The organism is Methylobacterium sp. 37f (genome assembly GCF_023093475.1).
GTDB lineage: Bacteria > Pseudomonadota > Alphaproteobacteria > Rhizobiales > Beijerinckiaceae > Methylobacterium.
On the sequence record NZ_JAGHKN010000003.1, the window covers coordinates 93,600 to 113,549 of the forward strand.

Below are 19,950 nucleotides of genomic sequence, written 5' to 3' on the forward strand. Positions count from 1 at the left end.
GGAAACCGGTGATCCCGACCAGACAAACGAAAACGAAAGACTCGCGAAAACGAAAGACTCGCGAAAACGAAAAACTCGCGAAAACGAAAAACTCTAGCCGGCGATCGCCCCGCCCTTCGGCCGCGCCAGGTCCGCGAGCAGGCTCGCCGCCACCGTCGCCTTGGAGACCGTGAGGCCGGAGGCGGTCACCGCCTCCAGGGTGGCGCGGGCCTGGTCGAGGGCGGCGCCCCGGCTCCGGCTCCAGGCCTCCACCGCGTCCGCGCCGGCCCCCACGGTGCCGACGATCTCGGCGGTGAGTTGCCGGTGCGCGGTGGCGATGGTGGCGATGGCGCGTTCCAGGGCGATGCGGTCGTAGGTGTCGCCGGTGGCGACCGCCCGGGCCGCGCCGGTGAGGTCCGAGAGCTGGAGCGCCCGGTCGAGGGCGAAGTGGGTCGCGGCGATCTCGGGCATGGCCCCGCCGCCGGTCTCGGCGATGCGTACGATGTCGGGGGCCGAGGTCAGGGTGGTCAGGGCCGCCAGACGCCGGGCCGGCGCCTCCGCCATCCCGAGCCCGACGAGTTCGGCTTCGCGGGCGGCGAGCTGCCGGTTCACCGCCTCGCCCATCACCGCCGGCAGGGCCGCCTGCAGGGCGCTGATGCCCTCGCGGTAGCGGGCGACGATCGGGGCGACGCTGCCCGAGAGGTCGAGGTTGCGCAGGAACCAGACGATGCGGCCGACGAGGAGGTCCTGAACCTCGGCGTAGAGGGCGATCTGCGCCTGTCCGCCGATGGCGCCGGCGAGCCCGTCGATGGCGAGATTCAGCTCCATCAGCCCGTAGGCGTCGCGGGTGATGGCGTAGGCCTTGGCGATGGCGCTCGCATCCGCCCCCGTCTCCTCGACGAGGCGGGTGACCAGCGAGGGGCCGCCGCGATTGACGATGATGTTGGAGAGCGCGGTGCTGATGATCTCGCGCCGCAGGCGGTGGCCGTTGACCGCGTCGGGGAAGCGCTGGCGCAGGGCGGCGGGGAAGTAGCGCTGCAGCTCGCGGTCGAAATAGGGGTCGTTCGGGGCGGTGCTCGCCAGCAGCGCGTCGTAGAGCGCGAGCTTGGCGTAGGCGAGAAGCACCGCGTATTCCGGCCGGGTCAGCCCCTCGCCCTTGCGCATGCGTTCGGTGATCGCCGCATCGTCCGGCAGCAATTCGACAGTGCGGTCGAGGCGCCCGTCCGCCTCCAGCGCCTGCATGGTCCGCATGGCGAAGCCCGTCTCGGACAGGCCGCGATGCTGGGCCAGCGACAGGGCCAGCGTCTGGAGCTGGTTGTTGCGCAGCACCAGGGCGGCGACCTCGTCGGTCATCGCCACCAGGAGGGCGTTGCGGTCTTGCCCGTCGAGGCGGCCGTCCCGCTCCGGGCTCATCAGGGCGATCTTGATGTTCACCTCGACGTCGGAGGTGTTGACCCCGGCCGAATTGTCGATGGCGTCGGTGTTGAGGCGGATGCCGTGGCGGGCCGCCTCGATGCGCCCGCGCTGGGTCGCCCCGAGATTGGCGCCCTCCCCGATCACCTTCGCGCGCAGCATGGCCCCGGTGATGCGCACCGCGTCGTTGGCCCGGTCGCCGGCCTCCTCGTCGGATTCGGTGGTGGCGCGAATATACGTGCCGATGCCGCCGAACCAGAGCAGGTCGACCGGCGCCGTCAGGATCGCCTGCATCAGGTCGGCCGGCGTCGCCTCGGCGTCCGCGATCCCGAGCACGTCCCGGATCTCGGGCGAAAGCGGAATGGTCTTCAGGCTGCGGGCGAAGACCCCGCCGCCGGGCGAGATCAGGCCGGCATCGTAGTCGCGCCAGGACGAGCGCCCGAGATTGAACAGGCGTTGGCGCTCGGCGAAGCTCGCGGCCGCGTCGGGGTTGGGGTCGAGGAAGATGTCGCGGTGGTCGAAGGCGGCCACGAGGCGCAGGGTGCGCGACAGCAGCATGCCGTTGCCGAACACGTCGCCGGACATGTCGCCGACGCCCGCCACCGTGATCGGGTCGCTCTGGGTGTCGATGTCCATCTCCAGGAAGTGGCGCTTCACCGCCTCCCAGGCGCCACGCGCGGTGATGCCCATGCCCTTGTGGTCGTAGCCCTGGCTGCCGCCCGACGCGAAGGCGTCGCCGAGCCAGTGGCCGCGCTCCGCCGAGAGGGCGTTGGCGATGTCCGAGAAGGTGGCGGTGCCCTTGTCGGCCGCCACCACCAGGTAGGCGTCGTCGGAATCGTGCCGCACCGTGTCGGCCGGCGGCGCGATGGCGTCACCCACGATGTTGTCGGTGAGTTCGAGCAGCGTGCGGATGAAGATCCGGTAGCTCGCGGTGCCCTCCTCCATCCAGGCCTGACGGTCGGAGGCCGGCGGCAGGCGCTTGGGGAAGAAGCCGCCCTTGGCGCCCACCGGCACGATCACGGCGTTCTTCACCTGCTGGGCCTTCACCAGCCCGAGCACTTCGGTGCGGAAATCCTCCGGCCGGTCGGACCAGCGCAGGCCGCCGCGCGCCACGTAGCCGAAGCGCAGGTGCACGCCCTCGACGCGGGGCGCATAGACGAAGATCTCGAAGAGCGGCCGCGGCAACGGCATGCCGCTGACCCGGGCGCAGGCGAACTTGAAGGCCAGGGCCTCGCGGCGTCCGCCCCCCGGCGCGACCTGGAAGAAGTTGGTGCGCAGGGTCGCCTCGATCAGGTTGACGAAGCGGCGCAGGATGCGGTCCTCGTCGAGGCTGGTGACGGCGGCGAGCGCCGTCTCGATCCCGGCCCGGATCTCCGCCTGCCGGGCCTCCCGATCGCCCGCCAGCGCCGGATCGAACCGAGCCTCGAACAGGGCGACGAGGGACCGGGCGACGTCCGGATGCGCGCCGAGGGTGGCGGCGAGGTAGTCCTGGCCGTAGCGGATGCGGAGCTGGCGCAGGTAGCGGCCATAGGCCCGCAGCACCGACACCGCGCGCCAGGGCAGCTCCGCCTCCAGCACGAGGCGGTTGTAGCCGTCGGATTCGGCCGATCCGGTGCCCAGCGCCAGCAGGGCGTCCTCGAGCAGAGTCTCGAGGCGGCCGAGATCGATGGCGGCGCCGGTGGCGCGCTCGAGCAGCATGTCGTGCAGCCAGACCCGGGAGCCTTCGTCGGTCCCGGGGGGCAGGATGCGATAGGTCCGCTCGTTGATGACGCGGAAGCCGAGATTCTCCAGCACCGGCACCCGCTCGGAGAGCGACAGCGACGCCCCGCGCGAAAACACCTTGAGGCGGATCTGCGCATCCGGGTCGGAGGCGCGCCGGCCGATATCGGCGGCGCGCGGGCGCTCGGGGCTCAGGCGCTCCAGGGTCATGATGTCGGCGATGGCGACGCGCGGAGCGAAGCTCTCGCGATAGGCCGCCGAGAAGGCCTCGCCGTAGCGGGCCGCCAGGGCGCGGGCCTCCGGCCCGTCGAGGGTTTCGGCGAGCGCGACCCGCAACGCGTCGCCCCAGGTGCGCACCAGGGCCGCGATGCCGGCCTCCAGGGCGGCGGGATCGCGCTCGGGCGCGCCGGATTCGGGCAGGCCGATGATGAAGTGGGTGCGCGCCAGCGGCCCGTCCGGGAAGTACGGATAGGCCGCCGAGAGCCGGCCGCCATACTCGGCGGCGAGGTAGGCGCCGATCCGCGCCCGGACGGTGGAATCGTAGCGGTCCTTCGGCACGTAGACCAGGAGCGAGACGAAGCGGCCGAAGCGGTCGGGCCGCGACAGCACCCGCAGGCGCGGCCGGTCGGCGAGATGCGCGATGGCGAGGCTGAAGCGATAGAGCCGGTCGGCATCGATCTGGAACAGGTCGTCGCGCGGATAGGTCTCCAGCACGTCGAGGAGGCCGCGCCCCGCATGGCTCATCGGGTCGAGGCCGGCGCGGGCCGCCACCTGCGCCACCTTCTCGCGCAGATAAGGAATTTCGCGGGTGGGCAGCGTGTAGGCGCTGGCGTTGAACAGGCCGACGATACCGACCTCGCCGGTGAGCCGGCCATCGGGACTGAACAGCTTGCAGGCGACGTAGTCGAGATGGGCCGCGCGGTGGACGCGCGACTTCACGCTGGCCTTGGTGATGATGAGCGCCTGCGGGCCTTCGAGGAAGGCGCGGATCTCCGGCGTCATGTCCACGAGGGCGCCGCCGCGCCGCAGCACCGCCACGGCGGGATCGCGCAGCAGCCCGAGGCCGGAGCCCTCGACCAGCGCGTGCTCGTCGCCGGCCAGGCCGTGCTCGCGCAGGCCGAGCAGGGTGAAGTGGCCCTCGCCGAGCCAGGCCAGGAAGGCGCGGGCCTCCGCCACCTCCCTCTCGGACAGGGGCGGCGGGGCGCCGGCATAGGATGCCGCCAGGGCGGCGAGGCGGGCCGCCATGGCGGCGTGATCGTCGGTGGCCAGCGCCACATCGCGAAACACCCGGGTCAGGCCGTCGACGAGGCGGGTGCGGGCCGCGTCGTCGTCGAGCCGGTCGAGGTGGATGTGGATGAAGCTCTCGCGGGCGAACCCGGCCTGAGTGTCGGCGGTGGTCTCGCCGACCACCCGGATCAGGACGCCGGTCGCATCGCGCTCGACACCGAGGATCGGGTGGGCGACGAGGTGCGGGGCAAGCCCCTGCTCGGTCAGCTCGGCCAGGGCCGAATCGAGCAGGAACGGGCGGTTGTCGTTGACGATCTCCACGATCGTGAGATCACGGGCACGGCCCTCGCGCACGACGACCCGGTCGCTGACGGACAGGTTCGCCGGCGCGCCGGGATGGCGGCCTCGCGCCAGATTCGCGCGCGCCGCCAGGGCGAGGTCGGCGAGATCCTGCGCCGGATAGGGCGAGAGATCCTCGGGCGGCACCCGTCCGAACAGGTCGGTGACGAAGCCGCCGGGGCCGCCCTGCGCGGCGACCCGCTCGGCGGCGGCCCCGAGGAGATCGGTGCGGGCGCCCCGGGCCTGGGGGCTGGAGAGCGCGGCATTCCGTTCCAGAGCCATGGTGTTCCGTGTCCTTGCGTCGGTGCGGCCGGCCCGCGTCGAGACGAAGAAGCCCGACCCGGCCGTCGCGGCCCGTCGAATCCGGACGCACTTGAGCATCGGTGCCGATGGGTGGCCAGAGCGCGCCCCCCGTTCCATCCCCTGCAAACCGCGCCGGAGGCTACGACCCATGATCGATGTCAGGCTTTCCGGTCACGCCGCCGCATCGACCCACAATAATGCAAAGCTGGGTTGCATAATATGCATGTCGATCGCAAGAGGCGAGCAGGGTGCCGCGCCGGAGCCTGTCCTGACGGGTGGCGGAGCGTGACAATCAGCTTAGTCGTCGGAATCACACGAAGATCAATGAGTCTGCCGACTCGGTATCGCCGATTGAAAGTTGCGATCTCGATCCAATACCCCCGACAGGTGGTAGGTCGTTATGAGATTAAGCAGCTAAAAATACGAATAATCACTTTTTTTTGAAAACAACCACCGGTTATTATGCTCACAAAACGGCACGAATTCTCGTCCTTGGAACTCCTAGTCACATGCCGTAACTCAGTCATACAACGTCGCATTCAAAATTTGCTAAATGTTAGTTGGCGGCTGAGTTGGCGGGAGAGGCCCCTGCGAAGGAATCGCAGGATGTTCTCAGATTAGAATTGCGGCGCCGAGCAGTCCTGACGTCATTTGGTCGACCGGTCGCGTGTTGAGAGGCTGGTGCTGGCAAAGGAGGCAGATCAAACCCTGCTAGCGACCCGCGTGGGGCGTGGGTACGACCATGCGCACGACTCTGGGCGGTCCGGCGCGGTGAGAAACATCTGCGTTCATAGCCCGCAATCAATGCAGAAACCTATGCTGATCATGCGTTGATCTGAACAAGACTGCGAAGATGGACTGATCGATCCACACCGAGCGTCTTCACGGAAAAATACCTATTCCCGGTGTACGTTATTGGTCGACCCGAAGAGCGATATGGACCTCCCTCAGAATTTCGCTCATAAAACCGCGCGGTACGGTCATGTCGTACCGATCCCGAAGCTATCGTGAGAGATGATCACGTGTTCGCCGCGAGCATGACTCGTCTAGAATCGCATCTTTTAACAGGTCAGCAGCGCCGGCCCTTTCCCGCTGCACCCGGACGCATGCTCCAGTTGGCCGAGGATCTGACGCAGATCGGGCTCTGGTCTGTCGATCTGCGATCGAGTGAACTGGCCTTCTCGGATGGATTCGCGCGCCTGACCGGGTTGTCGCAGCTGAACGGCAAGCTGGATACGCTGGGCGACCTGTTCCATCCGGACGACCGGCACATTTTCGAAGAGATCTCCGCCGCCTTGCGAACCGGAATTCCGGTCGATCGCGGGTTCCGGGTTGTGCGGTCCGACCGCTCGGTGCGCTGGGTCGAGCTCAAGGGGCAAGTGATCCTCGGACACGACGCCTATCCGATCCGGGCCGATGGGATCCTGCTCGACGTCACCTGCCGGCACGAGGCGACCCAGTCGGTCCTGCGCAACCAGGCCCGGTACGAGGGACTGGTCGAGGCCGTCGCCTCCGTGGTGTGGGAGATGACGGCCGACGGTCATTACCTCCCCTCGACGAGCTGGTGCGCGCTGACGGGCCAGACCCCGCAGGAATGGCAGGCCGGTGGCTGGTCCGCCGCGATCCATCCCGACGACCGCGCCCAGGCCGCCGCCGCCTGGGCCAATGCCGTCCGGCGCGTCGAATCCTACGAGGCCAATTACCGGCTGCGCTGCGCCGACGGGCTGTTCCGCTGGGTCAGCGCCCGGGCGGTGCCGATCCTCAACCCGGACCACTCGGTCCGGGAGTGGATCGGTCTCGTCATCGACATGACAAGCTCGGCCAGCGTGATGAGCCAGCCCAACGGCATCCCGTTGGAGGAGATCTCGGGCCCGCTGATCCGCAGCGCCCGGGCGATGCTGAACTGGTCGATCCCGGATCTCGCCGCGGCGGCCGAAGTCTCGGGATCCAGCATCAAGCGATTCGAGGAAAGCGACGGCGGTGCCCTGCGGCCGCGAACCCGGACCGCCATCCGGCTGGCCCTTGAGGCGGCCGGGATCACGTTCGTGTCGCGCCAGCCCGGCGAGGTCGGGCTGGTATACCGTCCGGTCTCGAACGCCTGAGACGGACCGAAGATCGCGTGACCTCCACGCGACCCTCGTGAATACGCGTCGGTCGGAAACCCGCCTCAGCGGGCGCCGAGCAGCTCCACGTCGAAGATCAGGGTGGCGTTGGGCGGGATCACGCCGCCGGCGCCGCGCGGGCCGTAACCCTGGTCCGGCGGGATGATCAGCGTGCGCTTGCCGCCGACCTTCATCGTGGCGACGCCCGTATCCCAGCCGGCGATGACCTGTCCGGCCCCGAGGGTGAAGCTGAACGGGGTGCCGCGATCCCGAGAGGAATCGAACTTCTTGCCGGGCTTGCCGCCCTCATCGAGCCAGCCGGTGTAGTGGACGCTGACCTTCTGGCCGGCCTTCGGCTCGGGGCCGGTGCCCACGACCTCGTCACGGTACTGAAGGCCCGAAGGGGTGGTGACGGTCTCGGCGGAAGCGGATGCAGTCATGGCGAGGATCAAGGCTCCGGTGAGGGCGTAGAGGGGACGGCGCATGGATAGTCCTGTCTGGCATGCCGAGGCGGCGCAGTAGCACGGACTCGGGATGCCGGTACAATCCCCGGCGCGAAAACCCTCAGCGCCTCAGCAGGCGCCGCACCTCGTGACGCGCCTCGCCCTCGAAGCGGGCCAGGCGGAGGCGCCGCTCCAGCGAGATCAGGCCGCGCCCCGCATCCGGCACGGCGATGATCTCCGCGACCGCGTCGCGCTCCCGGTAGAGGCTCTCCAGGGCGGAACCGGCCAGGGTCGCCGAATCGAGCCGGTCGGCAAAGGCGTCCACGTGCAGGGCCCGCACGATCTCGGCCTCCAGCACGAGACCCGGCGCGTAGGCGCGGGCGGTCTCGTCGTAGGCGGTCTTCAAGAGGTAGGCGGTCCCCCCCGAGACCAGGGCGAGGCTGACGGCCAGCGGCGTTCCAGCCTGACGCAGGGTGTCGGCCCGGATGCCGACCGGACCTTCGCCCGCTCCGAACACGGCGCGGGCGAAGGTCGCGTGGGCGGCCTGGCACGCCATGGCGCTCCCGGCGGCGCCCTTCCACCCGGCGGCTTCCACGGTCAGGAACACCTCCACAGCCCGCGCGAGCCCCGGACCGCGGGTCTCGGTCTCGAGGCTCACGGCCCCTCCCTCGGCGATGCGCCGCTGGCGGCGGCGTAAGTCCTTCAGCCGGGACGGATGCGGATGCCCGGCCAGGAACGCCGCATGATCGGGGCGCCGCTGCAGGACGGGGCGCCAGAACCGCGCCACCTCTCCGACATCCCAGCCGGCAAGCCCCATCGCAGTTAGCAGATCGCGACCGAGGCTGGTCTCGACCGAGAGCAGCGGCCAGCGCCACGGGCGTCCAGCGGATGCGGCCGCCAGACCCGCGACCAGGGTCGCCAGGATGGCGGGTCGCTCCGGCCCATCGGCGACCAGGGGCGCCGTGGCGGTGATGAAGGGCGAGAGGTAGGGCAGCGACACGCAGCGCCCAAGGCCGCAGATGTCGTAGGATCGGCGAAACGGCAGCACGGCCTCCAGCCGATCGCCAAATCGCACGACGACCACCCGGAGATCCGGTGCGGCGAGGCCGCTCGCCCGATGGGCCAGCATCACGTGGCGACTGTAGAACGGATGGGTATCCCCCGACCGGGACGAGAGATCGTCCCAGGCCGCGGCGTCCTGCCCGAGGGCGTCCAGGGTGGTGACGGCGCAGGAATAGGCCTGACAGGGATAGGCCGACGCTGCAGGCGGGCGCGCGAGAGCGGCGGTCATTGGGCGAGCCTTCCGAAGCGAGCGAGCCGGACCGGCGTGAACAGCCCATGCACGGCATAGGCGACCCGGGCCATCGCGACGGCTCGCACCACGGTGGCAATCGCCATCGCGAACGCCGCCCCCGTGACACCGAGCACCGGGACCAGCGCGAGGCAGAGGCCGCCGGCCAGGATCAGCATTGCCAGGGCGATGCCGGCGGCGAGGCGCTCGCCACCGAGCATGTTGAGCAGATCCTCGCCCGGACCGAAGGCACTGGCGGCGACGCTGCCGGCGACCAGAATCGCCAGGATCGGCAGGCTATCCCGAAACTCGGGTCCGAACAGTCCGAGCAGCACGGGCGCGGCCGCCACGACGGCGATGCCGATCAGCGCGGTGGCCGCCAGGGTCAGCCGCGCCTGCAACGACACCAGGGTGGAGAGTTGCTCCCGATCACCGGCGGCATGCGCTGCCGTGAAGCGCTGTGCCGTGGCGGCAGTAGCGGCGAAATGCACGAAGACGACGAATTGCTGGATGCGGGTCGCCGCGAAGTACAATCCGACCGTAGCCGGCGGCACGAGCAGGCTCAACACCACCACGTCGATGAAGCTGGAGGCTGCGCTGGCGAGATCGCTCGCGGCGATCGGCAGACAGGCGCGGAACCAGTTTCGCCAGGCGTAGCGGCGTGGCCCCGGAGGCAGGATTGCCCGCAGGCGCAGCAGCAGCAGACCGGCCTGGATCGACACGGCGACGCCCGTCGCCACCAGGGTGCACACAACGGCAATGCGGGCTTCCGCCGGGGCTCCGAGCGCCACCGTCGCGAGCATCGCGGCCATGATCAGGCCCTGGCGCAGCAGGTAGGGCGGTGCGATGGCCAGCACCGCCCAGTTCTGGCCACGAGCGACACCCTCGCAGTAATCCTGGAGGGCGAAGAGCGGCAGAACGAGAGCGGCGACCAGAAGCGGCGCGGCGTAGGGACCGTCGAGCAGCGATCCCTCCAGCCAGACCAGGGCGAGTCCGCCGATCGCCACAGCGATGGCGCTGGCCAGGGTGACCATCGCGCCGCCGAGGAGATAGGCCCGGACCGCCGCGAGATCGCCGCGCGCCTGGTCGCCCGGGATGAAGCGGCAAGCGCCCTGCGACAGCCCGAGGGTGGCCGAGTGCCCCAGGATCGCGATCCAGACCCAGATCGCCGCAAAGATCCCGTACTCCGTCCCGCCCATCAGGCGGGCCATCAGGACCTGTCCGATATAGGCGAAGCCGGCCGCCCCGATGCGGATCGCGAAGACTTGGATCGCCGCACCGCCTGCGCCGGTTCGCAGGCGCGTGAGGGTGCTCCACAGGCTGGCGGCTCCGATCCTGTCCGTCGCTATGCTCACCGAATGCCCCCCGCCCGATGCGTTCGGGTCTAGGCCATCCGGCCTTGCGGCGCGGTTAAGCCGGGCGGTTAAAGCATTGCGTTCAGGGGCCGGCGGACGGGGTCGGCTTGGCACCAACCGCGTCGTTCGGAGGCGCCAGGGTCAGGGCCGGGCGCCCGGCGGTGCCGGTGGAGACGGGGTCCGGCTGAAGCAGCGAGAGCGTGATGGCGCGGGTGACGTGCTCGGCCATGCAGCGCAAACCCAGTTCGTTGAGGCGAAACTGGGTGCCGAGCAGGTGCCCCTCTCCTTTGTCGTTGCTGCGGGCGAGGTAGCGCATGGCCTCGTAGCGCTGAACCAGCGGCACGCCCTCCCGCTGGGCCACCTCCTGCACCTTGCGCACGAGGCTTGTATAGTAATCGTCCTTCGCGAGGCTGGCGGTGTAGACCGGACTGACCAGCACGACATCGATCGCGTGGCCCTTGATCCACTGGACGGTCTCATCGAGAGCGCTGCCGAAGGCCTCCAGATCCACCCGCGCGAGGGCATCGTGCGATCCGACCTGCCAGATCACGAGGTCGGGCTCCACCTCGGCCACCATGCTGCGCAGGCGCTCGCCGGCTCCGGAGGCGATCTCGCCCTGCAGGCCCCGGCTCTCCACCACCACGTCGACATTCGTCAGGGAGCGCTCCAGCGCCGTCTCCAGCTTGACCGGGTACGTGGCGGAGGCTCCGAGTCCCATCGTCGAGGCCCCGATGGCGAGCACCCGCACCGGACGATTCTCCTTCAGTGCGTCTTTGACCGCGCCGAGCCGGGCCAGGGTGTAGAGCTTGGAGCCCGGCACCCGGCATTCCGGCGAAAGCGCCACGTCGACGGCTTCCGCATCCGCGCCCTGACCGGCCACCACGACGCTCGGCGGCGAAACGACGGTGGGCGCAGGCGGCACCGCCTTGAGCACGGGATCCTGCTTGACCACGGGGTCCTGATGGGCCGCCGGCTCCTGCGCGTAGGCGCTCTCTCCGCTCCCGTACCAGAGGAGCGAGAGGCTCAGGGCGAGGAGAGCCGCGGTTTGCGGGAGCGCCATTCGACGAACCATGCGGTGAAACCTAGTGCGAACAGGCCGGACCCTACGACGAAAACGTCAACGACGACACCGCCTCCGGTCCAGAACCTGACAAGTTGCGCGGCCAGACTCAGCAGCGAGCCGATGGAGAAGACCGCGAGGGAGTTGCGTCCAAGGCTCGCAAGGAAGTTCGTGACCCAGCCGAGCCGGGGCGCCAGGACGGCGTAGACTGCCTGGAACGCGAGGAGCACGCCGAGGAAGTGCACGACACGGGCCGGCGACAGGTAGGTTTTGTCGAAGGTGAAGACGAGGCGCGGGTCAGGCACGAGAAGCGGATCCGGCCGCAGTTCCAGCACCGACAGGACGATCCCCGTCACGACGATCACCAAGCCGAGCGGAAGCAGTCGCCGCGACCAGCGCTTCAGCCAGGGGGATGTCCGACTCCAATCCTGCATCGTGAATCCGAGCACCAGGAGGAGTTGCCAGCACAGGGGATCGAAGAACCAGTCGCCCTCCCCTGGCCAGGAGGGCAGGTTCCATTCGAAGACAAGGCTCGCGGCATAGAGGGCGAAGGACAGCACCAGAGCGGCGACGCGGCTCACCCGGCCGATCAGCACGAAGATCGGGGCGATGCCGAGAAGCACCACGTAGAGCGGCAGGATGTTGAAGAAGCCGAGCTGGTGGGTGAGCAGCACGAAACCGACCATGGTCTGGATCGGGTCGGCGAAGAAGCCGCCGGCATTGTGCCATTCCAGCAGCAGCGGGTTGTCAAGAAACAGGGCGGCACCGGCGATCATGCCCAGCGCCAGGGCCATGGTGGTGATCTGGGCGCGATACACCTCGATGGTGCGGGACAGGAGTCGCAGCACGCTCTTCAGGCGCGGCTCGGGGCTGCCGTCACGGTTGCGCGTGGCGATCCCGATCGACCAGCCGGCCAGGAAGACGAACAGCTCCGCGGCATCCGAGATGCCGTATTGCGAATAGGTGTAGCGCTCGAAGGTATTACCGGGGATGTGGTTCACGAAGATCGTGATGAGGGCGAGGCCCCGCCAGAAATCCACCGCGTTCGGTTCGCGCATCGGGGCTCGGCACTCCGGCAGCTCGAAGGGACAGGTGCTAGGCGGACTGGAGGTCGCGGCCGCGCGGCAAGGGCCGGCCCTGATAAGGTGCCCTCGACGTTCTGCAAAGTGCAACCTTCGCGGGCTGCCGGTCGGCCCGGATCGGCTCGGTCACCGCCCTCAGTCCGGCCGCAGCCTATGAGGAGATGCGTGTCTTCGCTGGATCGGGTCCAGGGCCGGGAGATCAGGCCTTATCGCCCGACCGGTGTGGTATAAATACCGGGGACGTCGCGCGGTCCCGCACCTATGGTGGACCTCGTTTCTCACGAACCGGAATCATCCATGCAGACCCCCGTCGTCGGCGATGCCGCGCCGATCCCGACCGGAGTGCCCGGCCTCGACGAGATCCTCCATGGCGGCTACGCGGCCCAGCGCGCGCACCTCATCGAGGGACGTCCGGGCAGCGGCAAGACCACGCTGGGGCTGCAGTTTCTCCTCGACGGCCTGAAGCGGGGCGAACGCGGGTTGTACATCACGCTGTCGGAGAGCCGGCGCGAACTCCTGTCGGTGGCCGAGCGGCATGGCTGGTCCCTGGACGGCGTCGAGATCTACGAGCTCGTGCCACCCGAACTCAGCTTGGATTCCGAGCAGCAGCAGAGCCTCATCCACTCGTCCGACCTGGAGCTCGGCGAGACGGTTCGGATGGCGCTGGCGGAGATCGAGCGCGTGAACCCGGTGCGGGTGGTGTTCGACAGCCTGTCGGAGATCCGCCTGCTGTCGCAGGGCTCCCTGCGCTATCGTCGCCAGGTCCTGGCGCTGAAGAGCTACTTCCTGCTCAACAATGCCACCGTGCTGATGCTCGACGACCTCAGCTCGGAGGACGACGACCTCAATCTACACTCGATCAGCCATGCGGTCCTGCGCCTGGAACAGGTGACACCGACCTACGGAGCGGGCCGCCGCCGGCTCCATGTCATCAAGATGCGCGGCACGCCCTACGAGAGCGGCTACCACGACTTCGTGCTCCGGCGCGGCGGCGTCCGCATCTTTCCCCGCCTCGTTGCGGCCGACCACCACACCGCCTTCACCTTTGGAACCGTCGCCTGCGGAGTCCCGGAACTCGACGCGGTACTGGGCGGCGGTCTCGACAGGGGCACCACCAACCTGATCATCGGGCCTTCGGGAGCCGGCAAGTCCACGCTGGCTCTCGGCTACCTCATGGCAGCCCTCGAGGCTGGCGAGCACGGCTTGATCATCAGCTTCGATGAGACCACCGGCATTCTGCTGCGTCGAGCCCTGGGCGTCGGCTTCGATATCGGCCCCCACGTCGAATCCGGACTGCTCCGGATCGAACAGATGGATCCCGCCGACGTATCGGCCGGTGATTTCGCCGGGCGCATCCGGGACGCCGTGGAGACGGATCAGGCCCGCGTCGTGGTGATCGACAGCCTGACCGGGTACATGAGCGCGATGAGCGGGCAGCCGCACCTCGTGCTGCAGATGCACGAGATGACCACCTACCTGAACCAGCAGGGGGTGGTGACGATCCTCGTGCTGGCGCAGCACGGCATGGTGGGCCGGATGGAGGCCCCGGTCGATCTCACCTATGTCAGCGACACGGTCGTGATGCTGCGCTTCTTCGAGGCGGGCGGTCGCGTCAGACGCGCCCTCTCCGTGCTCAAGAAGCGCACCGGCCCGCACGAGGATACGATCCGCGAGTTCCGGATCGACGCCCAGGGTCTGCGGGTCGGATCGGTGCTCAGGCAGTTCCGCGGCGTACTGACCGGCGTCCCGACTTTCGAAGGCGACCGGGCCGATCTCCTCGACGATCGGCCGGACCCGTCGCCCCGAATCATCGACCAGGAGTCCAGGCAACAGGCCGGAACCGGGCCTGATAACTTGACCGGGCCTCATGGTGCGACCGGACCTCATGGCGCAGCCTGAACCCATCGCCCTGATCCTCGCACCGGGTGGACGGGACGCCCGGATCGCGACGGCGATCCTGGCCGAAGTCGGCGTCCCTTCACGGATCAAGGACAGCTTGGCCGACTTGGTCGAGAACCTCGACACGGCCGCCTGCGCGGTCATCACCGAGGAAGCCCTGCTGCGTTCCGACCGACGGGCGATCGCCGACTGGTCCGAGCGCCAGCCCCCCTGGTCCGACTTTCCGTTCATCGTCCTGAACCATCGCGGCGCTTCGCCGGATGAGCGCCTGACCGGTCTCCTCGGGAACGTCACGCTCCTGGAGCGGCCGTTCCACCCCGCGGTGCTCGCAAACGCCGTACGCTCCGCCCTGCGCGCCAGGCATCGGCAATGGGAGGTCGCGGCGTATCTCGACGAGCGTCAGAAGACGCACGAGCGCCAGGCCCTGCTGATCCGCGAATTGCATCACCGGGTGAAGAACACCCTCGCGACGGTGCAGGGGCTGCTCGGCGCGACGGCGCGTTCGACAACCGATGTCGAGACCTTCTACCAGTCCTTCTCGAACCGCATCGTTTCGCTGGGCAAGACCCACACCCTGCTCACTGAGGATTACTGGCAGACGGCGCCCCTGCACGAATTGCTCGAGAACGAGCTCAGTCCCTACAACGATGCCGACGGGCAGCGAATCCGCCTCGAAGGGCCGGTGATCGAACTTGCAGCCGATTTGGCCGTTCCCACCGGCATGGCCTTTCACGAGCTGACGACCAACGCGGCCAAGCACGGGGCCCTCTCGCAGCCCGGAGGTCGGATCTCCATCGTCTGGAACGTCACCGCCGCCGAGGCGGGCCGCCGCTTGCACCTCACATGGACGGAATCCGGCGGTCCCGCCGTCGAGGCCCCGAAACGGAAAGGCTTCGGCTCCACCCTGCTTCAGCGGGTGCTGGCTCAGCAGTGCAACGCCACCGTGACGATCGACTATGCGCCGACCGGCCTGCGGTTTCACATGGAAGCCCCGCTGCCCGAGGAGCGGCTGGTCCCAACCTACTGAGTGCGTGCGCAGGGCTCAGTCGAGATAGTCGCCATATTTTTCGACATGACGGGCGAGACCCAGGCCATGCTCGCGGACCAACCGCTCGGCCCGCTCGGCATCTCGCGCCTCAAGTGCCTGAATGATCTCGACATGCTCCTTGATCGAGTTCGCGGCCCGATCGCCCTGGCGGAGGGCAGTGTTCCGGATGCCGCGCACGTGCATCAGAAGGTTGCTGGTGATGTCCTGGATGACATGGCATCCGCCGAGCGAGATGATCTTCTGATGGAAGCGGATGTTGGCGTCCGAGTACTCGTCCATATGGTCGGTCGGACGTCCCTCGTAGAACTCGGGAAAGTGCTCCCGCAAGCAATGCAACTGCTCGTCGGTGGCATGCTCACAGGCGAGGCGGGCGGCCATGCTCTCCAGCGCCGACCAAGCCTGGATCATGGCGACGATCTCTTTCTTCGACTTCTTGATGACGAAGACGCCACGTCTGGCTTCGAACCGAACGAAGCCCTCCTGCTCCAGCACGGTCAAGGCTTCGCGGACAGGAGTGCGACTGACGCCCAGATCCTGCGAGAGCTTGCGCTCATCCAGCCTGACCTCCTCCCGCTGGCTATAGATGTTCATGTTGGTGATGGCTTCTTTCAGCGCATCGTAGGCCAAGGCACGCAAGCTTGACGTTGCCGCCAGCGGCTTGATCTGGAATGTCGTCGACTCGACCATCTTTACACCTGGAACAATGACAAGGACGCAGACGCCACGTCAATTTGGCCCGAAACATGCCGAACCCGCTGCCGGAACACAAGGAAACCAGGGCGTTTCAGCCGGGACAAGATTTGAATATCCCCCCTGCGGCAACAACATAGCTTCAGCCACTCACTGAAGTGTGACGCCGCACGCCGGAGCTGCCCTTCGCGATTCGTACCCGTTTTACGTGCGAAGTGAGCAATGTCGACTCAGAGGCAGCCGGAGGGCCGTCGTGAAGGGCTAAACGCCCGGAATCCCCTCACATGGCTCAGATCCAATTTGACACCTGGTATTTGGTATGCCACCATTCTTGAACTGGCAATGACCTTGTCAGAGGTGAATGTACCGCACCCGACATAGTGATCGTAGCGCAATCTCTCTAGGTGAGCACCGGTCGCCGGACAGATTTACATTTCTAAACTGAATCGGACTGATTTTCACGGATCGGCCACAAAAAAAGCCTCGACCCCGGAAGATACGCCACCGGGACACCGGACCGACAACCGATCTTTCTGTTAGAAACGACCAGCATCTCTGTCTAAGAGCTCGTCCGTCAACACCGCGTTACTCTGAATTACGATCAAGAACGGCGCGTCATCGAAAAAATAAGCGCCCGAACCGGAGGAAACCATCATGGATAGAACCGCTGGCTCCGAGACCGCTCAGGCCGTCCACGACGTCGCAACCGGCGTCGGTGTCACGTCCGATCATGCGGGCGAGCAGATCGACGGCTTCCACCTCGTCATCGACGCCCTGAAGCTGAACGGCATCACCAATATCTACGGCGTGCCCGGCATCCCGATCACCGATCTCGGCCGCCTTGCGCAGGCCGCGGGCATGCGCGTCATCTCCTTCCGCCACGAGCAGCATGCCGGAAACGCCGCCGCGATCGCGGGCTTCCTCACCAAGAAGCCCGGCATCTGCCTGACGGTATCGGCGCCCGGCTTCCTCAACGGCCTGACGGCGCTGGCCAATGCCACCACCAACTGCTTTCCGATGATCCTCATCTCCGGCTCCTCCGAGCGCGAGATCGTCGACCTGCAGCAGGGCGATTACGAGGAGATGGACCAGCTCGCCATCGCCAAGCCCCTGTGCAAGGCCGCCTTCCGCGTCCTGCACGCCGCCGATATCGGCATTGCCGTCGCCCGTGCCATCCGGGCCGCCGTCTCGGGCCGTCCGGGCGGCGTCTACCTCGACCTTCCCGCCAAGCTGTTCTCCCAGGTGATGGATGCGGAGGCCGGCACCAAGTCCCTGGTGAAGGTGATCGACGCCGCTCCTGCGCAACTGCCCGCCCCGAGCGCCATCGCCCGTGCACTGGACGTGCTCAAGGGCGCCAAGCGGCCGCTGATCGTTCTCGGCAAGGGCGCGGCCTACGCGCAGGCCGACGAGGAGATTCGCAACCTCGTCGAGCGCAGCGGTATCCCCTACGTCCCAATGAGCATGGCCAAGGGCCTGCTGCCCGACACCCACGCCCAGTCGGCCGGTGCGGCTCGCTCCCTCGTGCTGAAGGAGGCCGACGTCGTCCTGCTGGTCGGCGCACGACTGAACTGGCTGCTGTCGCACGGCAAGGGCAAGACCTGGGGTGCCCCCGGCTCGAAGAAGTTCATTCAGATCGACATCGAGCCCAAGGAAATGGACTCGAACGTCGAGATCGTCGCCCCGGTGGTCGGCGACATCGGCTCCTGCGTCACTGCTCTCCTCGAGGGCATGGGCCAGAACTGGCAGGCCCCCCCTGCGGCCTGGACCGACGCCATCCGGACCAAGAAAGAAGAAAACCTCGCCAAGATGGCCTCGAAGCTGAAGAAGAACTCGGCTCCGATGGACTTTCACGGGGCGCTCGGCGCACTCCGCACCATCATCAAGGAACGTCCCGACGCGATCCTCGTCAACGAAGGCGCCAACACCCTCGACCTCGCTCGCGGCATCATCGACATGTACCAGCCGCGCAAGCGCCTCGATGTCGGCACCTGGGGCATCATGGGCATCGGAATGGGCTTTGCGGTGGCGGCCGCCGTCGAGACCGGCAAGCCGGTCCTGGCGGTCGAGGGTGACAGCGCCTTCGGGTTCTCCGGGATGGAGGTCGAGACGATCTGCCGGTACGATCTGCCGGTGTGCATCGTGGTCTTCAACAACAACGGCATCTATCGGGGTACCGATACGGATCCCACCGGCCGCGACCCTGGCACTACGGTGTTCGTGAAGGACTCGCGCTACGACAAGATGATGGAGGCCTTCGGCGGTGTCGGCGTCCACGTCACGACCCCGGACGAGCTCTCCCAAGCCGTCAACGCCGCGATGGATTCGGGCAAGCCCACCCTGATCAACGCGGTGATCGACCCCAGCGCCGGGACCGAGAGCGGCAACATCGGGAGCCTGAACCCTACGAGCACAGTGGTTCGCAAGAAGACCGTCTGAACCTCCAGGCCTCCGGAGATCGACGTGGTCTCCGGGGACCATCGAGCGGGCCGGCTCCCCCGGGACGGCTGCCCGCTCGATGCCAGAGAGTTCGGCCAAGCGGCGCCGGAGGCCCTTCGGCCTCTCTCGTCGATCGCCTCGAAGGTCAGCGCTCGAATCCCCGTGCCGAAGTCTCCCTTGAAGCTGAAGTCTCCCGCGAAGGTGAGCCCGTGCCATGAAAGCCCTCGAAGGCGTCAAAATCCTCGACTTCACCCATGTCCAGTCGGGACCGACCTGCACCCAGTTGCTGGCCTGGTTCGGCGCCGACGTGATCAAGGTCGAGCGCCCGGGCGTCGGCGATGCCACGCGTCAGCAATTGCAGGACATCCCGGATGTGGACAGCCTGTATTTCACGATGCTGAACCACAACAAGCGCTCGATCACGCTCGACACCAAGCATCCCAAGGGCATCGAGGTGCTGTGGCGCCTCATCGATGAATGCGACGTCCTGGTCGAGAACTTCGCCCCCGGGGCGCTCGCCCGGATGGGCCTGACCTGGGAGGCGATCCACGCTGCCAACCCGCGCATGATCCTGGCCTCGGTGAAGGGCTTCGGCCCCGGCGCCTACGAAAACTGCAAGGTCTACGAGAACGTTGCGCAATGCGTCGGGGGTGCCGCCTCGACCACGGGCTTTCGCACCGACATCCCGATGGTGACCGGCGCGCAGATCGGCGATTCCGGCACCGGGCTGCATCTGGCGCTCGGCATCGTCACCGCCCTGTACCACCGAACCCAGACTGGCCTCGGCCAGCGGGTCGACTGCGCCATGCAGGACGGCGTGCTGAACCTCTGCCGGGTCAAGTTGCGGGATCAGCAGCGCCTGGAACGCGGCCCCTTGCCGGAATACAGCCAGTTCGGCGAGGGCATTCCGTTCGGGGACTCGGTGCCGCGGGCCGGCAACGATTCCGGCGGCGGCCAGCCCGGCCGGATTCTGAAGTGCAAGGGCTGGGAGACCGACCCCAACGCCTACATCTACTTCATCACCCAAGGGGCAGTCTGGCCAAAGATCTGCGACGTCATCGGTGAACCCGCCTGGGCGACGCATCCGGACTACGCCACACCGAAGGCGCGGCTGCCGCACCTCAACGAGATCTTCACCCGCATCGAATCCTGGACGATGTCCAAGACCAAATTCGAGGCGATGGAGATCCTGAACGCGCTGCACGTGCCCTGCGGACCGATCCTGTCGATGAAGGAGATTGCGGAGGACGAGTCCCTGCGCAAGTCCGGGACCGTCGTGGAAGTCGATCACCCGACGCGGGGCAAGTACCTCACCGTTGGAAATCCCATCCGGTTATCGGCGAGCGAGACCGAAATCACCCGGTCGCCGCTGTTGGGCGAACACACCGATGAAATCCTGACCCAGGTCCTCGGGTACTCCGAGGCCGAGCGTCTCAAGATCTCCGAATCCGGCGCCATCGGCACGATGCAACAGATCGCTGCCGAGTAGGCACGTCCCCCAACCCGGTCTCTCCTCTCCACCCGGTCTCTCCTCCCAACTTGGCACGGCTTCGATCCGTCGAAG

At 67.5% G+C, this 19,950-nt stretch carries 12 protein-coding genes; 5 read left to right on the forward strand and 7 right to left on the reverse strand.

The features are described from left to right. Nucleotides 1-93: 93 nt before the first annotated feature. Nucleotides 94-4,959: an NAD-glutamate dehydrogenase gene (locus J7U37_RS03080; RefSeq protein ID WP_247634782.1), complete on the reverse strand. Its 4,866-nt coding sequence runs from the start codon at nucleotides 4,957-4,959 to the stop codon at nucleotides 94-96. A 1,136-nt stretch (nucleotides 4,960-6,095) separates the two neighbouring features. Here J7U37_RS03080 and J7U37_RS03085 point away from each other — a divergent pair. Next, complete coding sequence (locus tag J7U37_RS03085; protein WP_247634783.1) at nucleotides 6,096-7,082, forward strand: PAS domain-containing protein; 987 nt, start codon at nucleotides 6,096-6,098, stop codon at nucleotides 7,080-7,082. Nucleotides 7,083-7,147: 65 nt separating this feature from the next. Here the strand turns inward: J7U37_RS03085 and J7U37_RS03090 are convergent, their stop codons facing one another. The 5 genes from J7U37_RS03090 to J7U37_RS03110 all read right to left on the reverse strand — a co-directional run bounded on the left by J7U37_RS03090 (nucleotide 7,148) and on the right by J7U37_RS03110 (nucleotide 12,289). Next, nucleotides 7,148-7,567, reverse strand: a complete 420-nt coding sequence (locus tag J7U37_RS03090) for an FKBP-type peptidyl-prolyl cis-trans isomerase (protein WP_056182064.1) — start codon at nucleotides 7,565-7,567, stop codon at nucleotides 7,148-7,150. A gap of 79 nt (nucleotides 7,568-7,646) precedes the next feature. After that, entirely contained in the window at nucleotides 7,647-8,816 is a 1,170-nt protein-coding gene (locus J7U37_RS03095; RefSeq protein ID WP_247634784.1) for a GNAT family N-acetyltransferase, read from the reverse strand. Beyond that, nucleotides 8,813-10,135, reverse strand: coding sequence for an oligosaccharide flippase family protein (locus J7U37_RS03100; RefSeq protein ID WP_247634850.1), 1,323 nt, complete (start codon nucleotides 10,133-10,135; stop codon nucleotides 8,813-8,815). Before J7U37_RS03100 ends, J7U37_RS03095 begins: the two co-directional genes overlap by 4 nt. A gap of 118 nt (nucleotides 10,136-10,253) precedes the next feature. Next, a complete protein-coding gene (locus J7U37_RS03105) occupies nucleotides 10,254-11,231 on the reverse strand; it encodes a GDSL-type esterase/lipase family protein (protein ID WP_247634785.1) in 978 nt (325 codons plus the stop codon). Further along, nucleotides 11,195-12,289 carry an OpgC domain-containing protein gene (locus tag J7U37_RS03110; protein ID WP_056484781.1) on the reverse strand — a complete coding sequence of 365 codons (1,095 nt, stop codon included), beginning with the start codon at nucleotides 12,287-12,289 and terminating at the stop codon, nucleotides 11,195-11,197. Before J7U37_RS03110 ends, J7U37_RS03105 begins: the two co-directional genes overlap by 37 nt. A gap of 321 nt (nucleotides 12,290-12,610) precedes the next feature. Between J7U37_RS03110 and J7U37_RS03115 the strand changes: the two genes are divergently transcribed. Next, the gene (locus J7U37_RS03115) at nucleotides 12,611-14,212 is read left to right on the forward strand and encodes an ATPase domain-containing protein (protein WP_247634786.1); all 1,602 of its coding nucleotides are present in this window, start codon (nucleotides 12,611-12,613) and stop codon (nucleotides 14,210-14,212) included. Beyond that, nucleotides 14,199-15,239, forward strand: a complete 1,041-nt coding sequence (locus J7U37_RS03120; protein ID WP_247634787.1) for a sensor histidine kinase — start codon at nucleotides 14,199-14,201, stop codon at nucleotides 15,237-15,239. Before J7U37_RS03115 ends, J7U37_RS03120 begins: the two co-directional genes overlap by 14 nt. A 15-nt stretch (nucleotides 15,240-15,254) precedes the next feature. Here J7U37_RS03120 and J7U37_RS03125 read toward each other — a convergent pair whose 3' ends face one another. Further along, entirely contained in the window at nucleotides 15,255-15,947 is a 693-nt protein-coding gene (locus J7U37_RS03125; RefSeq protein WP_056182051.1) for a GntR family transcriptional regulator, read from the reverse strand. A 657-nt stretch (nucleotides 15,948-16,604) separates the two neighbouring features. On the opposite strand from J7U37_RS03125, the gene oxc reads away from it, so the two are divergent. Beyond that, entirely contained in the window at nucleotides 16,605-18,386 is a 1,782-nt protein-coding gene (gene oxc / locus J7U37_RS03130; RefSeq protein ID WP_244478342.1) for an oxalyl-CoA decarboxylase, read from the forward strand. A 214-nt stretch (nucleotides 18,387-18,600) separates the two neighbouring features. Then, on the forward strand, nucleotides 18,601-19,875 hold the full coding sequence (gene frc / locus J7U37_RS03135) for a formyl-CoA transferase (protein ID WP_247634788.1): 1,275 nt from the start codon (nucleotides 18,601-18,603) through the stop codon (nucleotides 19,873-19,875). Nucleotides 19,876-19,950: the final 75 nt, after the last annotated feature.

Bases quoted from the DNA above. Each gene is read 5' to 3' on its own strand.
- J7U37_RS03110 (WP_056484781.1), bottom strand. From the start codon at position 12,289: ATGCGCGAACCGAACGCGGTGGATTTCTGGCGGGGCCTCGCCCTCATC.
- frc (WP_247634788.1), top strand. From the start codon at position 18,601: ATGAAAGCCCTCGAAGGCGTCAAAATCCTCGACTTCACCCATGTCCAG.
- J7U37_RS03105 (WP_247634785.1), bottom strand. From the start codon at position 11,231: ATGGCGCTCCCGCAAACCGCGGCTCTCCTCGCCCTGAGCCTCTCGCTC.
- J7U37_RS03090 (WP_056182064.1), bottom strand. From the start codon at position 7,567: ATGCGCCGTCCCCTCTACGCCCTCACCGGAGCCTTGATCCTCGCCATG.
- J7U37_RS03125 (WP_056182051.1), bottom strand. From the start codon at position 15,947: ATGGTCGAGTCGACGACATTCCAGATCAAGCCGCTGGCGGCAACGTCA.
- J7U37_RS03080 (WP_247634782.1), bottom strand. From the start codon at position 4,959: ATGGCTCTGGAACGGAATGCCGCGCTCTCCAGCCCCCAGGCCCGGGGC.
- J7U37_RS03095 (WP_247634784.1), bottom strand. From the start codon at position 8,816: ATGACCGCCGCTCTCGCGCGCCCGCCTGCAGCGTCGGCCTATCCCTGT.
- J7U37_RS03115 (WP_247634786.1), top strand. From the start codon at position 12,611: ATGCAGACCCCCGTCGTCGGCGATGCCGCGCCGATCCCGACCGGAGTG.
- oxc (WP_244478342.1), top strand. From the start codon at position 16,605: ATGGATAGAACCGCTGGCTCCGAGACCGCTCAGGCCGTCCACGACGTC.
- J7U37_RS03120 (WP_247634787.1), top strand. From the start codon at position 14,199: ATGGCGCAGCCTGAACCCATCGCCCTGATCCTCGCACCGGGTGGACGG.